The sequence below is a fragment of the Sorangium sp. So ce367 genome (assembly GCF_051520455.1).
Lineage (GTDB): Bacteria > Myxococcota_A > Polyangia > Polyangiales > Polyangiaceae > Sorangium > Sorangium cellulosum_B.
In genome coordinates this window covers 11,796,953-11,821,947 of record NZ_CP150334.1, presented here as the reverse complement: position 1 = coordinate 11,821,947, position 24,995 = coordinate 11,796,953, and the positions used below count along the sequence as shown (strand labels likewise).

General features: G+C 72.2%; 16 protein-coding genes. 7 read left to right on the top strand and 9 right to left on the bottom strand.

The window, feature by feature from the left end:
- Positions 1 to 9: 9 nt before the first annotated feature.
- The 8 genes from WME97_RS44770 to WME97_RS44735 form a co-directional block, all read right to left on the bottom strand.
- Positions 10 to 519 carry a hypothetical protein gene (locus WME97_RS44770; protein ID WP_012240970.1) on the bottom strand — a complete coding sequence of 170 codons (510 nt, stop codon included), beginning with the start codon at positions 517 to 519 and terminating at the stop codon, positions 10 to 12.
- Between the two features lie 66 nt (positions 520 to 585).
- Entirely contained in the window at positions 586 to 1,995 is a 1,410-nt protein-coding gene (locus WME97_RS44765) for a hypothetical protein (protein WP_437547199.1), read from the bottom strand.
- Between the two features lie 104 nt (positions 1,996 to 2,099).
- Entirely contained in the window at positions 2,100 to 2,585 is a 486-nt protein-coding gene (locus WME97_RS44760; RefSeq protein ID WP_437547197.1) for a DUF4150 domain-containing protein, read from the bottom strand.
- A 12-nt stretch (positions 2,586 to 2,597) separates the two neighbouring features.
- Positions 2,598 to 3,659 carry a hypothetical protein gene (locus WME97_RS44755; RefSeq protein WP_437547195.1) on the bottom strand — a complete coding sequence of 354 codons (1,062 nt, stop codon included), beginning with the start codon at positions 3,657 to 3,659 and terminating at the stop codon, positions 2,598 to 2,600.
- Complete coding sequence (locus tag WME97_RS44750) at positions 3,656 to 4,675, bottom strand: DUF2169 family type VI secretion system accessory protein (protein ID WP_437547193.1); 1,020 nt, start codon at positions 4,673 to 4,675, stop codon at positions 3,656 to 3,658. The genes WME97_RS44755 and WME97_RS44750 overlap by 4 nt, the downstream gene beginning before the upstream one ends.
- A gap of 2 nt (positions 4,676 to 4,677) precedes the next feature.
- Entirely contained in the window at positions 4,678 to 6,786 is a 2,109-nt protein-coding gene (locus WME97_RS44745; RefSeq protein WP_437547191.1) for a DUF2169 domain-containing protein, read from the bottom strand.
- Entirely contained in the window at positions 6,783 to 8,012 is a 1,230-nt protein-coding gene (locus tag WME97_RS44740; RefSeq protein ID WP_437547190.1) for a TIGR02270 family protein, read from the bottom strand. Before WME97_RS44740 ends, WME97_RS44745 begins: the two co-directional genes overlap by 4 nt.
- A 43-nt stretch (positions 8,013 to 8,055) precedes the next feature.
- Positions 8,056 to 10,233: a type VI secretion system Vgr family protein gene (locus tag WME97_RS44735; protein ID WP_437547188.1), complete on the bottom strand. Its 2,178-nt coding sequence runs from the start codon at positions 10,231 to 10,233 to the stop codon at positions 8,056 to 8,058.
- A 218-nt stretch (positions 10,234 to 10,451) separates the two neighbouring features.
- On the opposite strand from WME97_RS44735, the gene WME97_RS44730 reads away from it, so the two are divergent.
- The 7 genes from WME97_RS44730 to ycaC all read left to right on the top strand — a co-directional run bounded on the left by WME97_RS44730 (position 10,452) and on the right by ycaC (position 19,297).
- Positions 10,452 to 11,924, top strand: a complete 1,473-nt coding sequence (locus WME97_RS44730) for a hypothetical protein (protein ID WP_437547186.1) — start codon at positions 10,452 to 10,454, stop codon at positions 11,922 to 11,924.
- A gap of 139 nt (positions 11,925 to 12,063) precedes the next feature.
- The gene (locus WME97_RS44725; protein ID WP_437547184.1) at positions 12,064 to 13,032 is read left to right on the top strand and encodes a hypothetical protein; all 969 of its coding nucleotides are present in this window, start codon (positions 12,064 to 12,066) and stop codon (positions 13,030 to 13,032) included.
- A gap of 29 nt (positions 13,033 to 13,061) precedes the next feature.
- The gene (locus WME97_RS44720) at positions 13,062 to 14,009 is read left to right on the top strand and encodes a glycosyltransferase family protein (protein ID WP_437547182.1); all 948 of its coding nucleotides are present in this window, start codon (positions 13,062 to 13,064) and stop codon (positions 14,007 to 14,009) included.
- Between the two features lie 195 nt (positions 14,010 to 14,204).
- Positions 14,205 to 16,604, top strand: coding sequence for a glycosyltransferase (locus tag WME97_RS44715; RefSeq protein WP_437547180.1), 2,400 nt, complete (start codon positions 14,205 to 14,207; stop codon positions 16,602 to 16,604).
- Positions 16,605 to 16,658: 54 nt separating this feature from the next.
- A complete protein-coding gene (locus WME97_RS44710; protein WP_437547178.1) occupies positions 16,659 to 17,579 on the top strand; it encodes a LysR family transcriptional regulator in 921 nt (306 codons plus the stop codon).
- A gap of 98 nt (positions 17,580 to 17,677) precedes the next feature.
- Positions 17,678 to 18,604, top strand: coding sequence for a pirin family protein (locus WME97_RS44705; protein WP_437547176.1), 927 nt, complete (start codon positions 17,678 to 17,680; stop codon positions 18,602 to 18,604).
- A 69-nt stretch (positions 18,605 to 18,673) separates the two neighbouring features.
- Positions 18,674 to 19,297 carry an isochorismate family cysteine hydrolase YcaC gene (ycaC, locus tag WME97_RS44700; protein WP_437547174.1) on the top strand — a complete coding sequence of 208 codons (624 nt, stop codon included), beginning with the start codon at positions 18,674 to 18,676 and terminating at the stop codon, positions 19,295 to 19,297.
- Positions 19,298 to 19,341: 44 nt separating this feature from the next.
- On the opposite strand, the gene WME97_RS44695 is transcribed toward ycaC, so the two are convergent.
- Positions 19,342 to 24,981, bottom strand: a complete 5,640-nt coding sequence (locus WME97_RS44695; protein ID WP_437547172.1) for an nSTAND1 domain-containing NTPase — start codon at positions 24,979 to 24,981, stop codon at positions 19,342 to 19,344.
- Between the last annotated feature and the right edge of the window lie 14 nt (positions 24,982 to 24,995).

The following is a 24,995-nucleotide window of genomic DNA, read 5'->3' as shown; positions in this document are numbered from 1 at the left end:
CACCGCCGGTCAGAATTCGATGGCCTTCTTGTCGACGAGATCGATGCCTATCACGTTCGACACGTAGTTCTCGAGGACGAGGTACACATAGACGCTCGGCCGGTAGCGGGGCACCGCCACGGCGCAGGGGAAGGCGACGGTGACGTTGAGCCAGGCGCCCTGGTACCCCTCGGACGCCAGGCTGCCGCGGCCCGGCATCGGCAGCGCGGGCTCGGCGAGCTGGTTCGGGCCGTCGCGCTCGCCGGCCGGGAACTCGATGAACGTGTTGCGCGCGAGCAGGGCGCCGCCGTCCGCCTGCTCGATGTCGTGGACGACGAGGACCATCGACTCCTCGACGTCTCGGTAGCGGCTCGCGACGGCGTCCGGGAACAGGAACGAGGCCGAGACGTCGAGCTCCACCGTGCCGGCCGCGAAGGACACCCGCGAGATCGCGAGTCGGATGGCCTCCTTGCCGGCCGCGATCTCGGGCGAGCCCCCGTGCGGGGCGAAGCCAAAGGGTGTCCGGGGTTCGATCTCCATGGGGTCCTCTCGACGTGGGCGCGGCGCGGGATCGAGAGCAGCGCGCCCCCGCCCCGCCCGCGAGGTTCAGCCAAAGTGGTTCCAGCTGCGGGAGGTCTGCGCCGGCGTATCGAGGCGCACGCGGCGGATGCGCGGGGCGCACACGGGGCAGAAGACGCCGTCATCGCGGTTGCCATGGCCGGCGTGGTAGATGGTGCAGAGCCGCCCGCCGAGCGCGGGCCACCAGTCGTACCGCTGGCCCGACGTGGTGGACGGGTCCGGCGTGAGGCCAGCGTTCGTGTTGCAGTGCGGGCCCTGCCCGCCGAACTGGTCGGTGTACCAGCGGGGGTTGGCGAGCTGCGTGGCGAGCGCCACGCCGGTCGCGCTGTACTGCGGCTCCTGCCGGACGGTCTGCCCGATGCCATGCCCCATCTCGTGGACGAAGGTGCCGAGGACCGCCGTCTCGCTCCGGCCGGGGCCCGTGCACCCGACGACGCAGAAATTGCCCCAGCTGTAGCCGTTGATCGAGCTCTTCCAGATGAACGAGAACGTGAGGTTGTACGTGTTGCCCGGCGTGGCGAGGTGGGCCGTGAGGCCCGGCAGCGTGGTGAGGTTCCAGTTCACGCGGTTCGGCGACCCGGGCGTGAAGGTGAAGTACGCCCGCACGTCGGTGGCGCCGGCCGCCGGCCACGACGCCTGCGCCGTCCACATGAAGTTGTTGCCGTTCGTGGGGTCGCGCCACACGGTGCGGAACGTGGTGATGCTCCCGACCGCGTTGTTCGCCGTGGGGAGCGCGCGCCGCTCCAGCTGCGTGTAATAGCAGTTCGGCACCAGCAGGAAGGCCATGTGAAGCGGCTTGTCGGTCAGCGTGCCTCCCCCGGGGGGCGCGCCGCCGACGCGCAGGTTGAGCAGCGCGTTCGGGCCGCCGTTCATGAACGGCCAGTCGAAGGTCGGCGAGCTGACCGCCTGCTGCGACAGGCTCTGGAAGTCGACGCGGGCCGAGTCCACGGTCGCGAGCGCCGGGAGGACCGCCCTGCGCTCCAGCTCGATGAAGTGCCGCGCGAACTCGCCCACGAACCGAGGATCGATGTTGTTGTACGTCGCGAGCGTCTGCGCGCCGGAGTACCAGACCGTGTAATAGAGCTTTCGCCACGTCTGGAACTCGTCGGTGGCGAGGAACTGCGCCCGCTGCCCGTCGCGCGACGCCTTGATCGTGTACTTGTCGCCGCCGATGTGCGTGAACGTCAGCGTGTTGTCGAAGTGGTGCCCGGCGCCGACCGTCACCCCGGGGGCCGCGCCGTGCGCGAGCCGCGTACGCTCGGTCAGCGACTGGAAGGCGAGGCTCTCGTTGCCCGGGTCGGGCTCGATCCACCAGTCCACGCGATCGCCGGGCGCGACGTTGGGCACCTGGTTGGGCGTGACGCGCAGCTGCCGCACGGGGCCGTTCACGCCGGTCGCGGCGGCAGGGAGGTTCACGTATTGCTTGATCGTCGGCATGCGAGAGCTCCAGGACGAATCAGCGGGGAGTCCGGTCCATCAGTCCATCAGTCCATCAGTCCATCAGGGCGGCGCGGGTCGAGGCTCGCTCCGCGGCCGTCCCCTCAGAACACCTCGATCTTGTCGACGCCCCAGTCCTTGGGGTTCTCGGGCGCGGGCGGGGGCTCCTCCATGACGATGACGATGAGCGGCGGCTGGACGAGCGGCGTGGGCGGGGTGTTCTTGCTGTTGTGGAGCATGAGATCGAGCGCGCGGGCGCAGCCCTTCCCCTCGACCTTGACGTCGAACGAGTAGCTGATGAACTCGGCCTTGTTCATGTTCACGCCGGAGACAACGCCCCCGTTCGTGCCCGCCTCGTCGCCGCTGCTGCGCGAGAAGTTGCTGTCCTGATGGCAGACGGGGTTGCCGTCGGCCTTGACGTTCTTCGCGGTGCTCGCGGCGTCGGACGACATGGCGATGTTGGGATAGGGGATGGGGACCGGCGGGGCGGGCGGCGCCGGGGTGAGGCACACGTCCGGAAAAGCGATGGTCATTCCATTGCTCGCGGCGTGGACGACCGTGCGTGAGTTGACTCCTACGGTGACAGGCATATCGCTCCTCCTTCACGCCCTCTTCGCTGCAGCCGAGACGAGGCACACGGCGGCGCGCGTCCCGCCGCCGGAGCCCGCGAAGAGCGCGGCGCGCGCCTCGGGGGACGCGCCGCGCTCGAACGATCGCACGCACGCGGCCGCGAGGCACCCGCCGGTCGCGGCGCCGACGTCGCCGTAGCCGTCTGCGGGGTGCCACAGCGCCCGGACGCCCCCGAGGAGCGCGGGCGCGCGGACGCGCGCGAGCCCCCACTCCTTGGCCCGGTAGCTCTCGCCGTTGAGATCGCAGAGGACCCACGCGGGCGGGCCGCCCGCGGCGCACGCGGCGGCGAGCGCCGCGGCGAGGGCCTCGCCCGAGGGGGGATCGCCGCTCTCGATGAGGCTCTGCTCCTCGGCGGCGCCCGAGCCCTCGATCTCGGCCAGGATGGTGGCGCCGCGGGCCTCGGCGCGGCGGCGGTGCTCGACGAGCAGCGCGGCCGCGGCCTCGCCCGGGATGAACCCGTCGAGGTTGCGGCGGCTCTTGAGCCGGCGCGCGCGGTCGAGCGCCTCGAGCAGCCCCACGTCGACCTGGGCGTCGGCGCCGGCCACGATCCAGGGCGTGCCGGGGTCGGCCTCGACGGCGCGCGCCGCGTGGGCCAGGCCGAGGAGCATCGCCGCGTGCCCGTCGGGGGCGAGGAGGCCGCGGGTCACGGCGTCGACCCCGGCGGCGTCCGCGACCCGCTCCCGGAAGGCGTCGCGCAGCTCGTGGTGGTGCGCGGAGGGGCCGGGCGAGGGGCGCGCGAGGAAGAACGAGGCGTCCTCCAGGTCGGCGCGCGCGAGGTCGCCGGAGGTGGCGAGGTCCTGGAGCGCCAGCGCGAGCAAGCGGACCGGGAGGTCGAGCGCGCGGGGGAGATCGGTGTACGCCGCGACCACGGAGAAGGGCTCCTCCGGGCGGGGCGGGTCGGCGGGGAGGCAGGGGTAGCTCGGCCACTCGCGGAAGCGCGTGAGGCGGGCGCGGACCGCGGCGGTGGTGGACGCGGCGGTGTCGCCGAGGGCGGTGACCATGCCGGCGGCGGTGATGACGGCTCCGGTGCTCATGCGGGCGCGGGCTCCACCTCGATGCGGCGCACGCGGAAGAGGTCGCGACCGACGGGCATCGCGCCCCGGTACACGAGCACGGCGCGGAGGTCGTCGGGCTCGAGGACCACGGTGTCGAGGACCAGCGGGAGCGGGCGGCGCTCGGAGTCGATCAGGACCACGGCGCGAGGCGCCGCGGGGGGCAGCGAGAAGCGCTGCGGGCCGAGGGGGCTCAGGTGCACGAGCTCGACCGGCTCGCCGCCGCGCAGGTGCGGCGTGGCCACCAGGCGCGGGTGCGCGCCCTGGTGGTAGCGAGGGTCGAAGGCGGCAGGCAGGAACGGCGACGGGGCGGGAGGCGGCGACCCGGCAGGAGGCGGCGACGCGGGGTCGGGCGCCGTGGCGGCGTAGCGCAGGCGCGGCTGCCAGCTGCGCCCGATGAAGCCGAGGCCGACGGGCTCGGGGCGATCGTCCGGCGAGCGGAGCGGCTTCCTGGGATCTTCGAGGTTCGGCATGGCGAGCTGCGCGAGGTCGACGAGCGAGCGGCGGGCCCGGAACCCGCGCCCCACGGGGTTGCGCGGCTCGACCTCGTGGTCGGCGGGGGACTCGGCGGACTCGTCGCGCCCGCCGAACGCGCGCTCGTACACGAGCGGCATCCGCTCGAAGGGCGCGGGGGACGCTGGGCGCGCCCAGGTGCGGTCGCCGAAGACGGCGAGGGTCGTGCGGATCGGGCCGACGCGCACGGAGACCTGGACCTCGGCGTCGCGGCGGCCGGGAGGGTACGCGTGGCCGAGGACCACGACGTCCGTGCCGACCTTGTGCGGCGCGAGGTCGCTCTCGTAGCGCACGCTCGAGAGGCCCGGCTCGCCGTGGAAGGCGTCGGCGTGCTGGAGCGGCACCTGCTCGGCCGCGGGCGCGAGGCGGCCGCCGGCGTGGATGGCGAGCGTCGCCTTGACGAGGACGACGAGCACCTCGGCGCCGGCGGCGTCGACGTGGACGATGCGCTCGGCGACGAAGGGGGTTCGGTTGCGGAGGTCCATGTTCAGGAGGGCGTGGGCGCGGCGTCGGGCACCGCGCGGAGGAACGAGGCGCCGAGGCCGTCGGCCGCGACCTTCGCGGGGCGGCGCTTGCGCGGCGGGATGAGCGGCTCCGACGAGGGGCGCGCGTCCGGGGCGAGGCGCTGCCGGCGCGGGCGCGCGGGGCGCCGCGCAGGGGCGGCGGCCGCGGCCGGCGTGGCGGGCCAGGGTGGGGCGGCGGGCGGCGATCCCAGGGCGTACGACGGCGCGATGCGCGGCTGGGCGAGCGCGTACGACGGCGCGACGGGCGGCGGCGAGGCGACGGGCGCCGGGGCCGCGCCCGACACCCACGGCGAGCGCGGCTCCGAGGCGGCGTGGGGCGCCGCGCCCGACACCCAGGGCGAGGAGCGCTCCGGCGCGGACGGCGCGGGAGGGGGCGCGGACGGCGCCTGGGGAGCAGCCGGGACGGGCGCGGACGGCGCCGGCGCGAACGGCAGCGCGCCGGACGCCGCCGCCGGCGATACGAACGGCAGCACGCCGGACGCCGCCGGCGCTCGGACCGGCGCCGCAGGCGACGCCGCGGCGGGGGCGGCGAACGGCAGCACGCCGGACGCCGCCGGCGCTCGGACCGGCGCCGCGGCGGGGGCGGCGAACGGCAGCGCCCACGCCGCCGCGCCATCGCGGGCGCCCGGGGAAGACGGGGCGGCGGGCGCGAACGGCAGCGCCCCGGGAGCTGCGCCCGCCGCCGCCGGCACCACGAAGGGCAGGCCGCCACGCCGCGGCTCCGCGGGCGGTGTCCCCGCTGCGGCGGGCATCTCCGCCGTGCCAGACCTCTCGAGGCGCGGTCCTCCCGCGGAGGCCGCGGGCGACCGGAACGGCAAGGCGGGGTTCGGCTGCCCTTCGTCCGGATCGATCGCCACGGTCCCGGCCAGCGGATTCTCCGCCGCCCCGCGCCCCGCCCGCTGCGGGCTCACCGCCGCCGGCGCCTCCTCTGGATCGAGCGCCACGGTCCCGGCCAGCGGATGCTCCGCCCCGCGCCCCGCCCGCTGCGGGCTCGCGGCAACCGGCGCCTGCGCCGCTGGCGCCCGCTGCGGCCCCGCCTGCGCCCGCTGCGGCGCCGCCTGCGCCCGCTCCGCGCGGACCGGCGGCGCTGCCGTGACGTCCCACGGCACCTCCTCGCCCGGGAGCGCGACCCTGGCCGTGACCCGGACGCTGGCGAGGGCCTCCTCGCCCGGCAGCAGCGCGCTGGCGCGCCACACGAGTGAGCAAAGCCAGCGATCGGCGTCGATCACGAGCATGTCGGCGACCAGCGGCAACGCCTGCGGCTGCGCCGCCCCCCCGAACGCGACCCGCGCCTCGGCGACGGGGCCCGGCAACCAGGCCTCGATGCGGTCGAGATCCGGGTGCATCCCCTCGATCAGGATCCACTCCTTCCCCCGGAGGTACGGCGTCTGCTGATCGGCCGGCGCCGCCTGGAAATATGCCCAGTCGAAGCCGTCCGGGATCACGGGCCACGGGGCCTGCACGCCGCGCGGATCGGCGTTGCCCAGCCGGCGCTGCCGCGCGGGCCAGTGCGCCGCGATCGGCCCGAGGCCGGCGGCGCGCGTCGGTTGCCGGGGATCGATGATGTTGGGCGCGCGGCCGGCGCGCGGATCGACGCCGGCCGGGTTGTCGGGGTCGGCCGCCCCGCCGAGGGCGCGCTCGTAGCCGAGCGGCATGGCGAGGAACGGCTGCGGGGCGCCGCGGCCGTTGCCGCCGCGGTCGCCGTAGACGTGCAGGGCCTTGTCGAGGAGCACGGCCGCGTCGAGGCCGACGCGCAGGCGGAAGGGGACGAGCGGCGCCGGGCTCCGCCCGCGGGCCCAGGCGTGGCCGCCGAGGAGGATGTCCGCGCGCGGGAGGAACGGGGCCATCTCCGCGGCCGCCGAGATGGCGGCGCGCGGGTCGGCCGCGGCGCGCGCCGCGCGCACGTCCGCCGCGACGATCGGCGCGGGCGGGAGCGGCGACATGGCGCGCTTGTGCTCGAGCTGGAAGGTCGCCTTGACGACCACCGCGAGCATCACCCGCCCCCGGGAGCGGAAGGGGCGCACCGCGGCCGCGGCGTGCCCGAGGGCGCGCGGCGCGGGCGGCGCCCTCACGGCGACGCCCCGAGCGCGGCCCTCTGCCGCTCGACCCGCGCGGCCACGTCGAACAGCGGGCGGCCGGGCGCGCGCGCCGCCCGCTCGAACGCAGCGCCCGCGCGGCGCCGCTGGCCGCCGAGCCGGAGCACGCGATCGAGCGCCCCCTCGTCCAGCGGGCGGCCGTCCACGTGGCGCACCCCCGACGCGAAGCGCCCGCGGTGCGCCGCCCAGAGCGCCCGCGCGTTCGCCCCGTGCGGCCACGGCAGCTGCGCGTCCGGATCCATCTTCACGCTCGTGTCGCGCGGATCGTCGCTCGGCCCCGCGTCGAAGCCGGGCGCCGGGGCCCCGCGCAGCGCCCCCTCGATCGGCGCGCCGGTGACGCGCGAGAGCGCCTCGCCGGCGAGCCGCGCGAGCGGCGCGACGTCCAGCCGGTCGAGCACCCACGGCAGCAGCGCCGGATCACCCAGCGCCCCCGCCGCGACGAGGCAGACCCGCCCGAGCCCGGGCGACCGCATCAGCGCCTCGATCCGGCGGCGGGCCTCGCCCGGCGGGCTCACGCGGGCGGCGCAGTCGGCCGCCTCCTCGGCGAACGCGCCGCTCCGCCCGGCGACGCTCCACAGCGCCTCGTCCGCGCCGCGCGCCCCGAGCAGCGCGCCGGCCCACGCCGACCAGAACCGCTCGGCCTCGTCGTCCGAGCCCCACGCCCCGCGGAGCTCGCCCGCCAGATCGGCGCGGCCCAGCGCGCCGGCCGCGCGGAAGGCCAGCGCGCGGACCGCCGCGTCGCCGTCGCAGAGCGCATAGCCAAGGAATTGCCCGGGATCGCGGCGGTGCGCCACGCACGCGGCCAGCGCCAGGCGGCGCAGCGCCGGCGGCTGCGCCCCCGACAGCATCGGCGCCACGATCGCGAACGCGTCGGCCGGCGACGCCCACGCGAGCGCGCCCGCGACGCCGGCGGCGGGCTCGTCCGCCTCCTCCGTCGCGTCGAGTACGGCCGCGAAGCCCGGGTAGTCGCGCGCCTCGACCGCGGCGATGGCCGCCGCGAAGAACGCGCCTGGCTCCTTCGTCGAGAGGGCGGCCAGCGTCAGCTCCCAGCCGGGCTCCCCCGCGATCCGGAGCCCATCGAGGTGGGCCTCGACGCGCTCCTCGAGCTCCGCGAGATCGGCCAGCGTGTAGTGGTGCGACCTCACGGCCATCTCGCGGAGCTCCCAGAGGAACGACGCCATCTCCGCGTGATCAGCCACCACCTCGTGAACCATCCGCCTCGGCTCCGATCCTGCGCGACGCCGCTCAGTTGATGTCGACCCCGCTCCCCGAGAGCTTGATGTTCGAGCCCGCCTTGACGCTCACGTCGCCGTCGCTCTTCACCTCGACCTTGGCGCCCTCGACCTTGACGGTGCCCGAGCCCTTCACGGTGATGTCCGACCCCTCGACCGTGATCTTGCCGGAGCTGTCGACGATGATCTTGCCGCTCCCGCACTCCAGCGTGAACTTCTCGCCGACCTTGACGGTCTTCTTCGCGCCGACGGACTCGGTCGCGTCCACGTCGATGTTCCGGGTCTCGGTGCCGCCGACCGACAGCGAGTCGTCGCTGCCCACGGTGGTGTTGCGCTTCGAGCCGACCTCCAGCGTCGCGCGATCACCCACCTTGACGGTCTCCTCGCCGCCCACCGAGAGCTCGCGCTTGCCGCCCACCGACTCGATGTCGTCCTTCCCGACGTCGGTCTTCCGGCCCTGCCCGATCTTCAGGCTCGCGTCCTCGCCGATGTCCACGCTCTCGCTCTTCACGACGCCGAGCGTGCGGTTCGCGCCGATCTTCTCGTTGTGATCCTTGCCGACCTCGGTGGTCTTGAACGCGCCGATCGACTCCCACTGGCTGTTGTCGATGCGCTTCTTGCGGTCGTGGCCGACGGTCAGGCGCTCGTCGTGGCCGACGGACTGGGTCTTGTCGTTCTCGACCTCGATGTTCCAGTCCTTCTGCGCGTGCAGGTAGATCTCCTCCGCGCCTCTCCTGTCCTCGAACCTGAGCTCGTTCGAGCCGCCGCCGCCCGGCGAGGTGTCCGACTTGATGGTGCTCTTCGTCTTCTCGGCCGGCAGCGCGTAGGGCGGCACGTTCGCGCCGTGGTAGACGCGCCCGACGATCAGCGGGCGATCAGGGTCGCCCTCGAGGAAGTCGATGACGACCTCGTGGCCGATGCGCGGGATGTACATCGAGCCCCACGCGGCGCCCGCCCAGATCTGGCTCACCCGCATCCAGCACGAGCTGTGCTCGTTGCGGCGCCCCTGCCGGTCCCAGTGGAACTGCACCTTCACCCGGCCATAGATGTCCGTGTGGATCTCCTCGCCCGCCGGGCCCACGACGATCGCCGTCTGGATGCCGCGGGGCGTCGGCTTGGGCGTCTGCACGGGCGTGCGGTAGGGCACGTCGTCCGGGATGCACTGGAATCGATTGGAGTACCCGACGACGGTCTCCTGCGACTCCCCCCCGACGGCCCGCGAGCCGAAATGGTCGACGCGCGTGATCAGGTATCCGCGGTTGAAGCTCTCGCGGCCGTGGTCCTCGAGCGTGAAGGTGGCCCCGGGCATGAACCGGATCACGCTCCCCTGCCCCTCCGCGGTGCGGCGCACGAGCTGGAGCTGCTCGAGCCGGAGCTTCGCGAGCTGCGTGCCTTCCTCGGGCAGATCGTGCTCGGTGGCATACACGTACACCTCGAGATCGGTGTCGCGGTCGGCCTCCGCCTCCCCCTCGAGGCTCAGGCTGGGCTTCTGGAAGTTGTAGTCGCGGACGGTGACCTTGCCGGGCCGGACCTCCTCGGCCATCGAGAAGCGGGAGATGGCCTCGCGCGCGGCGAGCGCCCCGCCGACGGCCCGGTACGGCACGACGCTCGATCCGTCGATGGGCTCGTGGACGAACGGCGCGTCGCCGAAGACGAGCACGTGGTTGTCGGCCTTGTGCTCGAAGAAGCAGAACATGCCTGTCTCTTCCATCAGGCGGCTGATGAACGCCCAGTCGGTCTCGGCGTACTGCACGCTGTACTCTCGCCGATCGTGGGTCATCGCCGTCGAGACGCGGAAATCTTCCGAGGTCAGGCCCGCCGCGCGGAGCACCTTGTCGATGATCTCCGGCGCCGTCGCCTCCTGGAAGATGCGGTAGTCGTGCCGGTGCTGCAGGCGCCACGCCCGCGGGACGACCGTCGCCAGGTACGTCGTGACCGCGCGCCCCTCCTCGTGCTGCTCGAAGCGCGCGACGATGCCGTGGATGTACCGAGTCGACACGTCGGTCCGGATCGTGAGCAGGCACGTTTGCCCGACCAGCCCGTCGAACGCCAGCGCGGCGTCCGTCGACGCGAGGGTCACGCGGAAGTGGAACAGCCGCGATATGCCCTCATGGCCCTCGATCCGCGCGACGCGCCACGGATCGGTCGCGCCTTCCACAGCGAAATCAAACTCGATCGCACCGTCCGCCATCGGTCGCCTCGCCCTCGCACGTCCCGGAGCCCGAGCCGTCGAGCCTACCATCGCTCGCCGGCCGGGTGGGCACATTCACGCGCGCCGACGTCGTCGATATGCCGGCGCACATGCCGGCACGCGGCTTGACGGGCTTGACGAACGGTTGACGCACGGCGAGGGCGGGCCTAGTCAGATCGGGCGCCGGGGGAACAGCGGACAGCGGATCGCGCGGATTCATGGGCAACGTCTGGCAGGTCGTCGATGCGTACGGAGACGTCGGCTTCGTCCGCGCAGCCGGCGCGGTCCTGCCCGAGGGCGCGGAGCCGATCGAGCCGCACCTGGCCGCCCTCGAGGTGCCCGCGTGGTTCCCTTCGGAGGAGCCGGACCGCGAGCGCGTCGATCTGCTGAGCGAGCTGTGCGCCGCGGGCGCCGGCATCGTGTCGCTCGACGCGGCGCGCGAGCTCGACCTGCTCCGCGAGCGCGTCGCCGAGCTGCTCCGGACGGGGTGCATCCTCGCCTTCCGCGGCCCGCCGCCGCGCGCCCCCGAGGCGCGCAGGCCGCTCGAGGTGCCGCCGCCGGTGCAGCCGTCGCCGAAGGCACCCGACGTCGTCCACGCGCTCGTCGGCGTGATCCAGGTCGATTTCACGGCGAACCACGCGGTGGAGCGGGACTCCCTCGGGAACTTCGCCTCCCCCGAGTGGCTGAGCACCCGGCAGGCGGCGGATCAATCGCCGGTCTGCTACGTCCGCGGCGCGCGTGTCCCGCTCGCCGTGGTGCTGCGCGTGCTCCGGCCGCCCACCGGGACCGAGTCCGTGCAGCTGCGCGGCCGCGCCATGGCCGGCGGCGTGACGCTCGAATGGACGTGCACGGTCAGCGTGTCGCCCGGGTCGGTCGACGTCTCCACGCCCTCGATGACGAGCAGCGCGCCGCTGCCGAACGTCGTCGCCTGCTACGATCCGCTGACGATCGCGTGGGAGGCGAACGCCGCCGGCACCGGCTGGGTCGGCGCGGGCACGACGGCGCACCTCGTCTACGCGGTGCTCGGCGCGCCGGCCGGCACGGTCCACTGGACGCTCGTGGACATCTCGTGCCGCGCGGCCCAGGGCGAGACGACCGAGGGGCGCGTCGTGTCGCAGAGCTTCGCGCCCTTCGCGACGCGGGCGCTCACGCGCAAGCGCGACGGCGTGGGCCTCACGTACTGGAACCCGAACACGACCACCTGCACGAACACCCGCCTGCTCCTCGCGAGCGCCGACGGCAGCGGGCAGTGCGGCTCGTGGGCCGAGTTCTTCATCGACATGCTCAAGGTCCACGGCATCACCAGCGCCGACAAGGTGGTGGTCGTCGTCACGGTGCCGGCGTGGACCTCGGGATCACAAGGGTTCCTCGTGAAGAACTGGCAGTGGAACGCGGCCACGCAGCCCGCCCCGTGGACCCACCGCATGTGGACCGACGTTGTCAACCTGCCGGGGATCCCCGGCCAGCGGAACCCCGAGCCCCCGCCCGCGTTCTTCAACCATTTCATCGTCGTGCACGGCGGCCAGCTCTATGACCCCTCGTACGGCGGCGGGCCGTTCGCCGACGCGGCCACGTGGGAGACCGGCGCGATCGACGGGCTGTTCGCTGCCGCGCTCGCCGGCTATCCGAAATCGTCGAACCCGCAGGCCCTCGTGCAGCTGTGGAACATGCGCACGAACGCCCGCATCTAGCGCGGCGCGGAGGTCGACCGGCATGCCCTCGCCCCTCTCGACCAGCACCCCCAGGAGGCCACGGCGCGGGCCTCCCGCGCCCGCGCTCCTCGTCTGTCTCGCCGCCGCCGCGTGTCGCCCCGCCCCCGGATCTGCGCCCATGAACGAAACGCCCCCTCCGTCTCTCGCGCTCTCTCCCGCCGCGCTGCCCGACGCCCCGCTCGCGGACGCCTTGCGCCTCGTCGCGCTCGACGGGGCGCCGGTGCTGCTCGCGTCGTCGACGCACAGCGCGGCCCCGCCGCACCGCACGGACATCTGGGCCTTGCCGCTCGCGGGCCGCGGTCCGTCGGGCGCCGTCGCCACGATCCCGCAGCTCTTGCCCGCGCTGCCCCGCTGGGACGCCGCGGCGGCGGACGGCGGCGCGCTGTCGTTCGTGGTGGAGGTCGCGGGCGGCGCGGTGAACGCGCTGGTCCGGCTCGACGGCGCCTCCGGTGTCCGCACCTCGCTCACGGCGCACCGGCCGTTTGCGAGCTTCAGCGGGCCTCGGTTCGTGCGCGGCGCGGGCGCCGGCTCGCTCCCCGCGCCCTCCCCCGGCGCGCCGGGCGCCGTGTCCGCCGTTGTCGACAACGCGACGGCGGTCGTGCTGGAGGCCGCGGCGGCCGGCGGCTCGGTGGACCACCCGATCGGCGAGTGCATCGATGTCGTGGTCCTCGCCGGGTCGCCGGGCCCCACGGCGGTGTGCAAGCGCGTCGCCCCCGGCGCCTCGCGCGGCGGCGCGCTGCCCGGCACCGTGAGCGTCTCGGCCCGCGATGCGGCGTACGGCGCTGCCGGCGCCGAGGACGCGCCGTTCGGCGACCGCCGCGTCTTCGAGATCGACGCCGACCGCGCGGGCGGCGGGCTCGTGATCGTCGCGACCTCCGCCGCCCATCTTCTCGTCGCGCACCGGCCGGCCCCGGGCGCCGCGTTCCGCGTGCTCCCCGTGGACGCCGGCGGCGCCGATCCAGCGACGTTCTCGGCGCCGTGCGTGCTGGTCACGGATCGCACCGTGACGCTCGCGGTGCTCTCGAAGGCGCGCACGCCCGACGCGCGCGCGCTCGTGGCCACGTGGCCGCTGGACCCGCGTCCCTGACGGGCGCCGCCGTCGTGGCCCCCTCGCCCATGCGCCGTCGCATCCTGTACATCGGCAATTTCGGCCCGTCGTTCTCGACCGAGAACCACGTCGGCGAGAGCCTGCGAGAGCTCGGCGTCGACGTCGTCCAGGCCCAGGAGAACGCGTTCACCCTGGGCGAGCTCGACGGCATGGCGCGCGACGTCGATCTGCTGCTCTACACCCGCACCTGGGGCCTGCGCGGCGACGCGCTGCGCTGGATCACCCAGCTGCCCATCCCGACGGCCTCGTACCACCTCGACCTGTACGCCGGCCTCTCGCGCGGCCGCGATCTCCGCCTCGACCCGTTCTGGCGCACGCAGCACGTGTTCACGCCCGACGGCGGGAGCGAGGCGTTCTTCCGGGCGCAGGGGATACGCCACCATTACCTCAAGCCGGGCGTGTACGGCGCCGAGTGTTATCTCGCGGAGGTCGACCCCGGCGTCGCGGCCGACGTCTGCTTCGTGGGCTCGTACGATTATCATCCGGAGTGGCCTTATCGGAGGCGTCTCGTGGATTTCCTGTCGGAGACGTACGGCCGGCGCTTCGTGAAGCACGGCTCACCGGAGAGCTGCGTGCGCGGCGACGCCCTCAACCGCCTGTACGCCTCCTCGAAGATCGTCGTGGGCGACAGCCTGTGTGTCGGCTTCGATCACCCGCATTACTGGTCCGATCGCATCTACGAGACGCTCGGCCGGGGGGGCTTCATGATCCACCCCTACATCTTCGGCCTGGAGGAGGAGTTCCGGGATCGCGAGCACGTGGTCTTCTATCCGTTCGGCGATTTCGCGGCCTTGCGGCGCCTCATCGATTATTATGTGAAGCACGACGACGAGCGCGAGGCGATCCGGCGGGCCGGGCACGCGCGCGTCAAGGCGAGCTTCACGTATGTGCACCGCATGCGCCAGATGCTCGGCATCCTCGGCGAGCACCACGCGGGGCTGAGGGGCTGGGTGTGACCCTGGCCTGGTGGCGGGCCCTCGCGGCGCCGGCCTGGCCGGGCGTATCGGGCTGAGATGACGAATCCCCCTCATTTGACAGAGAATTGAACAGGGAGGCGGGGAGACGGGGAGATTGATGGAATTTCATTCCCCTTCTCCCCGCCTCCCCGCCTCCCTGTGAATCTTCCCGAAAAATTCGACGGGATGCTTCCGATGCAGATCCACATCGTCACCAACATCGACAACGGCAAGGGGCTCGAGCGCGACTACCGTCTTCTCGGCAGCCTCCTGGAGAGCTGGGGTCACCGGGTCACCGGGGTTCACTTCCAGCGTCCCGAAGGCGTGGGGGGCGCCGATCTCGTCATCTTCCTCGAGGTCTACGAGCCGCGCCTCGCCGAGGGCGCGCCGCGCCGCTGGCTGATCCCGAACGCCGAGTGGTGGCGGCCGGAGGCCCGGTCCGCGCTCGACGATTTCGAGCTCGTCCTGTGCAAGACCCGGGACGCGCTGTCGCACTTCGCCCCGCTCACGCCGCGGGCCCGCCACGTCGGCTTCTTCTCGGAGGACCGCTGGGACCCGGCCGTGCCTCGGGCGCGGCGCTTCCTGCACGTCCCTGGCGGCTCCGACGCGAAGGGCACGGACTCCGTGCTTCTGGCCTGGGAGCGCCACCGCATCCCGTATCCGCTGACGGTCGTGTCCTCGCTCGGCTGGCCGCTCAGGCCGCGGAACGTCGAGTTCGCGGGGCGCGTCGACGAGCGGCGGCTTCGCTTTTATCAGAACGCGTCTCGATTCCACCTCTGTCCGTCTCGGTACGAGGGCTGGGGCCACGCGCTCCATGAGGGCCTGTCGGTCGGCGCCGCCGTCCTCGTGCCTGACACCGAGGCGATGAGCGAGATCGACGGCTGTGCGCTGCGCATGCCGGCCGCGCCGCACGGCGCGCAGGGCCTCGTGCGCACCCACGCGGTGGCTCCGGAGGACGTGCGCGATGCGGTCGAGCGCTGCATGGCGTTCACCGAGGCGGATCTCCGGCGCATCCAGGAAGCGGCGCGGGACGCGTACCTGAGCGAGCGCGAGCGGTGCCTCGCGAGCTTGTGGGAGGTGCTCGGCGAGCGGCCGGCGCTGAGGGGCGGCTCCGCGGCGGGTGCGGGCAGAAGCGGCGCGTCCGCGGGCGACGCGGCCGTCGGAGGCGGCGCCGCGGGCGATGCGGCCGGCGCGCCCGGCCCGGCTGCGGAGGCTCGCGCGACGAGCGCCGCTCCGCCGCGCATCGCCCTCGTGATCCCGTGCCAGGCGTCGACCGCGCCCCTCCTGCGGCGCGCCGTGCTCGCGCTGCGCGCGCAGACCTCCGCCCCGTCGTCCTTCGAGGTCGTGGTGGTGTGCGACGGCGGCGACCCGGGCGGCGCCATCCGCGCCGCGGCGGAGCCGGGCTCTCACCCCTTCCGGGTCGAGATCGTCGACAGCCCGCGCCCGCGCGGGCAGTTCCCGCACTGCAGCCATGCCAGGAACGCGGGCTTCCGCGCCGCGCGGGCGCCGTTGATCTGGTTTCTGGACGCCGATGTCCTGCTCCCGCCCGAGGCGGTCGAGCATGCGCTCTCGGAGCACGACGCGGCGCTCGCGCGCGGCGTGCCGGCCGTGTTCACGCCGGCGCTGGCCCGCGTCGCATCGCCGCCGGCCGCGTGGATCGAGCGCTCGGCCGCCTGGGCGGCCTCGGGTGCGGTCGAGGGGCTCGCCCCGCTCCTCTCGGCCACGCCGCTCGACGGCGGCGTGCCCGGCGCCGACGGCGATCGGCCCCGCCCCGGCGCCCCGGGCTCCGAGCCGCTCTGCGATGTGCGCGACGGGCTGCCCATCGTCTGGCGAGGCCTCGTCGATGCGCTCGGCGGCTTCGACGAGTGGTTCATCGGCGGTGGCGCCGAGAAGGGAGCCTTCGTCGATCTCCTGGAGGGCGTGCGCCGCGCGGACCTCATCGAGATGCGCCTGCTCACGAGCGTTCGCGCCCTGCGCCAGCCGCAGAAGGCCGCCACGGAGGCGTTTCATGTCCACGTCCATCGAGGGCGGGAAGAGCGCGAGCGCCGCGCCCGGGAGATCGGTCATGGCGCGCGGTGGTGGCGGGCGCGGCTCGCCGCGATCCGGGCGGCGCTGTCGCCGGCCGTCATGGCGGCTGCCCCGGACGCGCCGGCGGCGGAGCGCCTGCCGGACTGCTCGCCCGGCGCGATCGAGGCGCGCGCGCGGCTCGTGCGCGGCGTGAGGGCGGTCGCCGCCCCCGCCTTGCGCGGCCTGTACGGCGGCGTCGTCGTGGTCGGCGAGGCGGCCGAGCTGCTCGCGCGCGACGTGGCGCAGGTGTGCGGCCTCGCGGCCCGCGCGACGACCGTCGCCGGGCTCGCCGCGCTGCCGGCGAACCGCGCCTGCGGGGTCATCCTCAGCGGTGTCCTCGCCGGCGCGACGGAGGAAGAGAGGGCGCGCGTGCTGGACCAGGCCCGCCGCATCGTGAAGGCGACGGGGCCGCTCCTCATCGCGGAGATCGCGGGCGGCTCGGTGGAGCGCGGCGCAGGGGCGGCGGGCGGCGACGCGGCGCTGGCGGCCGCCGACGTGAGGGTGCGCGTCGAGCGCGTCGGCCTGTGAGCCTCCCCGCGCTGCCTTGGCACAATCCGCGCATCTTGCGTAGATTGTCCCGCCATGGACCCTCGCCTGCCCAGCGTCGCTCTCGACGAGATCGTCCTCTTCACGAGGGTCGTTCAGGGAGGCAGCTTCACGGCGGCGGCGACCGCCGTCGGGATGCCGAAGTCGACAGTGAGCCGGAAGATCTCCGATCTCGAGTCGCGCGTCGGCGCGCGGCTGCTCCAGCGGACCACGCGAACCTTGAGCCTCACGGACGTCGGTCGCGTCTACTACGAGCACTGCGTTCGCATCGTCGCCGCGCTCGAGGAGGCGGAGCTCGCGGTCTCGCAGCTCCAGTCGACGCCCCGGGGGCTCATGCGGGTGACGGCCCCGCTCGCGTTCTCCGTCCTCGGGCCGATCTTCGCCGAATACCTGCGTCTCTTCCCCGATGTCCAGGTCGACCTTGTCTGCACCGACCGCAAGGTCGACGTCGTCGAGGAGCGCTTCGACCTCGCGCTGCGGGCCGGCACCACGCCGGACACGAGCCTCGTCGCCCGGCGTCTCGGAGCCGTGCGGCGCCGTCTGGTCGCTGCGCCCGAGGTCAAGAGGGCGCTCGGCGAGCCGAACGACATTGCCGAGCTCGCGGACCACCCGTGCATCGTGTTCGCGCCGGAGGGAAGCTCCTGGGAGCTCAGGTCGGGGCCCAAGATCGCCGAGATCACGGTTCACCCGCGGCTCGTCGTCAACGACTACGAGATGCTTCGCTCGGTCGCCCGCGCCGGTTTCGGCGTCGCCCTCTTGCCAGAGTACCTGTGCGCGGAAGACCTCGCCGCGGGGCGGCTCATGCCGGTGCTCCCGTCCTGGTCGGCGCCCGAGGTGCCCGTGTTCGCGCTCTATCCGAGCACACGGCACCTCTCGCCGAAGGTGGTAGCGTTCCTCGACCTGCTCCGCGAGCGCCTCGTGCTGTCCACCACGCCGAGCGTGGTCGCCCGCATGTGACACAATTGTTCCAAATTTCGGAACAGTTCTTCCAGCTGTTGCGCATTGTTCTACGGGCTCGGCATGTCTATTCCTCCTGGTGTCAGGAGAACGCAGCCATGACCACCACGACTACGATGCAGACGCGGACGAGCGCCACCCGAGCAGCGCGGTCCGAGCTCCGAACGATCGAGGGAATCTACCGGGCCCCTGGCCTGCACTGGGTGGGCGACGGCTTCCGGGTCGCGGGGTTCTTTTCGGCGATTCCGGAGGCCGCGCAAAAGCTGAACCCGTTTCTGCTGCTGGATTATCACCCGACGTACGAGTACGCGCCGACGGCGAGTCCGCGGGGCGTCGGCGTGCATCCCCACCGAGGCTTCGAGACGGTCACGCTCGCCTGGCAAGGGAGCGTCGCGCACCACGACAGCGCGGGCGGCGGCGGCGTGATCGGTCCGGGCGACGTGCAATGGATGACGGCGGCGTCCGGGGTCCTTCACAAGGAGTACCACGAAGAGAGCTACGCGCGCCGCGGCGGCCCGTTCCAGATGGCGCAGCTCTGGGTGAATCTGCCCAAGGCGCACAAGATGTCGCCGCCTCGGTATCAAAGCATCACCAGCGATCGGATGGGCATCGTGACGCTCCCCGAGAACGCGGGCTCCGTCCGGGTCGTCGCAGGCGAATACCAGGGCGTGAAGGGCCCCGCGCAGACGTTCACGAAGATCGAACTCTTCGACGTCCGCTTGAACGCGCGAGGCAGGGTCGAGCTCGCCTTCCCGGCGCGCCATAACCTGGGCCTGCTCGTCATGAAAGGCGACATTGCAGTCAACGGAGCGCATGCCGCGGCGCACGACCTCGCGGTGTTCGAGAACGCCGGCGAGCGCTTGCTCATCGAGGCCGGATCGGAGGCCCACCTGCTCGTCCTGAGCGGCGAGCCGATCGACGAGCCCATCGTCCAGTACGGCCCGTTCGTCATGAACAGCGCGCAAGAGATCCAGCAGGCGTTCGCCGACTTCGCGAGCGGCAAGTTCGGCCACCTGGACGATTGAACGGCTTCCATGCTCGGGCGTCGAGCCACGCAGACGCATCACCCACGACGAGAGAAGAGGAGACAGCCCATGACCAAGCCGTACGTTCGACTCGACAAGAACAACGCCGCCGTGTTGCTGGTCGATCATCAGGCGGGACTTTTGTCGCTCGTGCGCGACATCCAGCCGGACACGTTCAAGAACAACGTGCTCGCGCTCTCCGATCTCGCGAGGTACTTCAAGCTGCCGACGATCCTCACGACCAGCTTCGAGTCCGGCCCCAATGGCCCGCTCATGCCGGAGCTGAAGGAGCAGTTCCCGGACGCGCCGTACATCGCGCGCCCCGGCAACATCAACGCGTGGGACAACGAGGACTTCGTCAAAGCCGTCAAGGCCACGGGCAAGCAGCAGCTCATCATCGCGGGCGTCGTGACCGAGGTCTGCGTGGCCTTCCCCGCGCTGTCGGCGATCGAGGAGGGTTTTCAGGTCTTCGTCGTCACGGACGCGTCCGGGACGTTCAACGAGATCACCCGGCACTCCGCCTGGGATCGCATGTCGCAAGCCGGCGCGCAGCTCATGACGTGGTTCGGCGTCGCCTGCGAGCTGCACCGCGACTGGCGGAACGACATCGAGGGACTGGCGACGCTGTTCTCGAACCACATCCCCGACTACCGCAACCTCATCACCAGCTACAACGCGCTGACGAAGAAGTGACGGCGGCGGCGGCTCGCAACCAGTCGACTCCGGTCCGGCGGGGATCACAGGGCAGCCGCGCGTGTCTCCTCGACGTGACGCAGGCATGCTTCCCGACCTGCGCGCGCCATCGCTTCGGGCATTCGAAGGAGCTCGGTCCTCGCCTCGATCGGCATGCAATAGGTGGTCGCCGTCCACAGCTTGGGATCATCGACGCCACGGAGCGGCTCGAGATCGGTCCACACGCGTACGGCCGCATCGTCGGACGCGCTGACGATGCGCTTGCCATCAGCGCTGAACGCCACGGAGTTGATCGCAGAATTGGCGCCGCGAAGGATGAGGGGCTCGCCTGCTCCGTCGGCGTTCCACACCCGAATGGTCTGGTCCTGCGCCCCGGTGACGATGCGCTTGCCATCGGGGCTGAACGCCGCCGCCATGATCCAGTGTTTGTGACCACGGAGGACCAAGGGCTCGCCTGTTCCGTCGGCGTTCCACACCCGCGCTGTCTTGTCCCATGAGCCGGTGACGATGCGCTTCCCATCGGGGCTGAACGCCACCGAGTACACCCGATCCTCGTGACCACGAAGGACCAAGGGCTCGCCTGTTCCATCGGCGTTCCATACCCGCGCCGTCTTGTCCTGCGACCCGGTGACGACGCGCTTGCCATCGGGGCTGAACGCCACCGAGTAGACCCGGTCCTCGTGACCACGAAGGACCAAGGGTTCACCTGTTCCATCGGCGTTCCACACCCGCGCGGTGTTGTCCTGCGACCCGGTGACAACGCGCCTGCCATCTGGGCTGAACGCCGCAGAATAGACCCAACCCTCGTGACCACGAAGAACCAGGGGCTTGCCTTGTCCGTCGGCGTTCCACACCCGCGCGGTCGCGTCGTCCGACGCGGCGACAATGCGCATGCCGTCAGGGCTGAACGTCGCAGAATAGACCCCACCTTGATGACCACGAAGAACCAGGGGCTTGCCCGAGCCGTCGGCGTTCCACACGCGCATGGTCTTGTCCTCGGACGCGGAGACAATGCGCATGCCGTCAGGGCTGAACGCCACCCCCCAGACCAGCGCCTTGTGGCCCCGAAGGACCAGGGGATCGTCGGCGCCGTCGGTGTTCCACACCCGCGCCGTCTTGTCGTGCGACCCGGTGACGATGCGCTTGCCGTCATCATCGAATACCGCCGAAACGACGCAATCCTCGTGGCCACCAAGGACGAGGGGCTCGCCTGTTCCGTCGGCGTTCCACACCCGAGCGGTCTTGTCACATGACCCGCTGACGATGCGCTTGCCATCGGGGCTGAACGCCGCCGACCGGACCCAGCCCTCGTGGCCGCGAAGAACCAGGAGCTCGCCAGAGCCGTCAGCGTTCCACACACGCACGGTCTTGTCCCATGATCCAGTGACGATGCGCTTGCCATCGGGGCTGAACGCTACCGAATAGACCCGATCCTCGTGACCGCGAAGGACCAGCGGCTCGCCAGAGCCGTCGGCGTTCCACACACGCACGGTCCTGTCCTGCGAGCCGGTGACGATGCGCTTGCCATCTGGGCTGAACGCTGCCGAATAGACCCAACCCTCGTGACCGCGAAGGACCAGCGGCTCGCCAGAGCCGTCAGCGTTCCACACACGCGCCGTCTTGTCCCATGACCCGGTGACGATGCGCTTACCGTCGGGGCTGAACGCTGCCGAAGAGAGCCGATCCTCGTGACCCCGAAGGACCAGCGGCTCGCCTGAGCCGTCGGCGTTCCACACACGGGCGGTCCTGTCCTGCGACACGGTGACGATGCGCGTGCCATCGGGGCTGAACGCGGCGGACTGGACCGGCTCCTCGTGACCGCGAAGGACCAGCGGCTCGCCTGAGCCGTCGGCGTTCCACACCCGCACGGTCTTGTCATACGACCCCGTGACGATGCGCCGGCCGTCGGGGCTGAAGCCCGCGAACAGGACCGCATCTGCATGGATGAGCACCACGCGAGCGATCCGGCTGTGTAACGCCCAGTGTGCGAGCACGGCCCACTCTCGCGGCATGTCGGGCGGCTCGAGCTCGCGCACGATCGCGAGCACGCTCGTGGGATCCGCCTGCAGCTCACGTGCTGTGGCCATCCGGGTGGCGTTGCGCGCCTGGAGAGCCTCGGCCCGCGCACGCTCCGCTTCCTGATCGGCGCGCGTGGCCTGCTGCTCGGCGCGAACGGCCAGGTACGAGATCATGACCGCGATCGCGGCGAGCGCGGTGAGCGCGCCCGTCGCGAGCCGCCAGCGCAGGCGGCGCGCGCCCTCGCAGAGCGCCACGACGGCCAGGAGATATCGCTCTTCCCGCTTGCCGATCCCGATGCGCCAGTCGGCGCCCTGCGCAGCGCGGCGCCGCTCGTACCACGCTCGGGCGTCCTCCGCCGCACGACCGCGCCAGAGCAGCCCCTCCGCTTGCCCGCTCGTCTCCCACTGATCGGCCGCGGCCCGCAACCGGGCCAGCACCCGTGCGTCTTGCTGGCTATCGGCGAGCCACTGCCCGAGCTTGCCCCATCGGTTGATCAAGGATTCGTGGACCAGCTCCACGGTCGTGCCCTCGCGCTCCCCGCCGGTCTCGATGAGCAGGAGCCGCGCGTCGGCCAGGTGCTGGACCACCGCCGCGATCGCCTTGGAGGCATTGCCTTCGCTGTCCTGCACGAGCTCGCAGAGCTCGTCGAGGCTCACCAGCGCGCGCGTGCGCTCGGGCGTGACCAGGCGCAAGAACACCGCCCGAGCCAGCCGCTGCTCGCGCACCGGCAGCGCCGAGAACACCGCATCCGCATGGGCGGACAGGGCACCAGGCATGCCACCGAGCTGATGGTAGCTCTCCTGCGTCAGAAGCCGGCGCCCGTGATCCCGCGCCTCCCACAGCTTCGTGGCTGCAAACTGCAAGAGCGGCAAGGGGCTCGGCGTGCTCTCCAGCGAGCGGAGCATGTCCTCGACCATCTCCACCTTCTCGAAGCGATACCCGGCGGCCTCGAGCGGCCGCGTCAAGGCGTCGCGCAGCCCCTCGCGCCCCATCGGTGGAAGGAACCAGAGCCCGCGGGTCAAGTCCTTGATGAACTGGCGGTCCTCGGCCATGCGATCGAGGAAGTCCGAGCGGATCGCGAGCAGGACGCGCACGGGCGACGAGGCATCGTCGGCGGCCCCTTCCAGACAGGCGACGAACGCGGCCCGATCCTCGGGCGCGGCGCCGAGCGTGTAGAGCTCCTCGAACTGATCGACGAAGAGCAGGACGCGATGCTCCGGCCCCTCGCGGCGACAGCGCGCGCGCAGCGCCGCGCCCAGATAGCCTGGCTGGCTGCGCATCGTGACGGAAAGCCGATCGTGATCGAGCTCGGGCTCGTCCGTGGCGCTCGCCGTGTCGGCGGCCTGTACGAGCACGTCGGTGAGCGCGGACAGCGGGCGGCGGCCTGGCCGCAAGATGAACGCTTCCCAGCTGTCCCCGGAGCGCTTCAAGGCAGGAATCACGCCCGCGCGCACGAATGACGACTTGCCAGCGCCGGAGGGCCCGGCGACGGCCACGAGCTGCTGATGGCGCAGGCGCGCCATCATCGCCGTGATATCGCGATCGCGGCCGAAGAAGCGCGCGGCGTCCGCCTCCTGGAAGGCGAACAGGCCGGCGAACGGGCTCTCGTTCTCACCGAGCGCGAGCGCCCTTCGGCTCGGCAGGAGCGACTCCAGCTCGGCGAGCAGCTCCTTCGCCGAGCCGATCCGCTCGCTCCTGCGCTTCTTCAAGCAATGGTCGATCAGCGCGCCCATCTCCGGGTGGCTCTCTCTCACGGTGGGCATGGGAACATCGAAGTCCACGATGCCCGCGAGCTGCGCGAGCGAAAATGGGTCCAGCGGGTGCTTTCCCGTGAGGAGCTCGTGCAGGATGATACCCACGGCCCAGAGGTCGGTGCGATGATCGACGTCCTTACCCAGGAGCTGCTCGGGTGACATGTACTGAGGCGTACCGAGGATCGAGGTCTTCCGAGGTTGACGTACGCGTCGGGTCAGCGCCGCCTGCTCCTCTGTGATCATCGCCACGGCCCTGGGCTCGATCTGCTTGGCGATGCCGAAATCCAGCACCTTGATGCATCCGGTGTCATCCAGGAGGATGTTCTCGGGCTTGAGATCGCGGTGCACGATCCCGAGCTCGTGCGCACAGACCAGCGCGCGAACAACAGGAATCGTGAGCTCGGCCACGCCAGCAGGCGGCATTGGAGCGAGAGACGTGTGGACACCGGACAGATCGGGCGCGCCGGGGTGCCGGCGTTGCTTCATCCACTCGCGCAGGGTGGGTCCCTTGACGTACTCCAGCACGAGGTAGGGATATCCCAGGATCTCATCCACCTCGTGGATGACCACGATGCCCTCGTGCCGGCAGCGCGCCGTGGCCCGCGCCTCGGCGAGAAATCGCTTGATCCCGCCCCCGCTGAGCTTGAGAAGTAGCTTGATCGCGACCAGGCGGCCAAGCCTGGTGTCGCGAGCGAGGAACACGACGCCCATGCCACCCTGGCCCAGCTTGCGGATGATTTCATAATGCTTGATCCTGCTGCCGACGGCCACGGGCGCCGCATCCACGATGGACTCCACCGTCGCCTCCGTGGCCTTCAGGGGACCGGTCGAGGCGCCAAGCGCTCGATCGTCGGGCATCGGGTCGACGAGCGCGGTGCGGGTAACCAGGAAGGTGTGCGCTGGATCTTCGATGGCAAATTCAGCCGAGATCGAGCGCCCCTCTTGCTGCGGCTCCGGAGGCCCGACGCCTGGATTGCCCTCCTGCTGGACGCCTCGGCCCTCCTCTCCCCTCGCCCCCGCGCCGCTCGGCGCGCCTGAGTCGATCAGGTCTTCCCTGCGCAGCCCGTCCACTTCGCAGGTGTCGAGCTCGCGCAAGAGCCCGTCGGCCGTGACCTCTCGCCTTGCCACGTCCTCGACCGTCGCGCGCCTCAGGATCCCGCCGAGCGGGTGGTCGAGCAATGCATCGGGAAACCGCGCCAGCTCGCGGCCATCCCGCAGCACAATCCCTGTACCTGACGAGCCGCCGGGGGTGCTGCGCCGGCCGGTAAGACACTCGAGGAACACGATGCCCCAGGCGTACAGGTCCGAGCGCCCCGTCGGCGGGGAGCCTCGGAGTTGCTCCGGAGCCGCGTAATCCTGCCAGCCCCGGAGCTCCTCGCTGCTCCGGGCGAGCGCGCTGTCATTGGCCGCGCGCGCGCTCGCTGCGACCGCCCCGAAGCCGAAGTCGAGCACGAGCGCGTCACCCGGCGCCCCCGCGGACACCATCATCACGTGGGTCGGCCGAAGATCCCCGTGAACGATGCCCTGCCTGTGCGCGCAGTCGAGCGCGCCGAGGACCCGGAGCATCAGCCGCCGCGCCTCCGGGGGATCGAGCGCGCCTCGCTCCGATAGCAGCTCGGCCAGGCTCCGCCCGGGCACAAACTCGAAGACGGCGTACAGGTGCCCTTCGTCCGCCCGCCCGAAGTCGATGGGCCGAGCGATGCTGGGATGCTGGAGGCGCGCGCAGACGTGCATCTCCCGCAAGAAGCGCGTGCCGTAGCGACGCGCCATGTCCACGGAGCCTCCGTGCGGGACCAGGCGAACGAGCTTGAGGACGATCGGCCGCCCGCCGTCGATCTGCCGCCCTTTGTACGTCACAACGAGGCTGGTCTCCCGGAGCAAAGCAACGAGCTCGTAGCGGTCCTGCAACACTGTCCTAGGAGCGA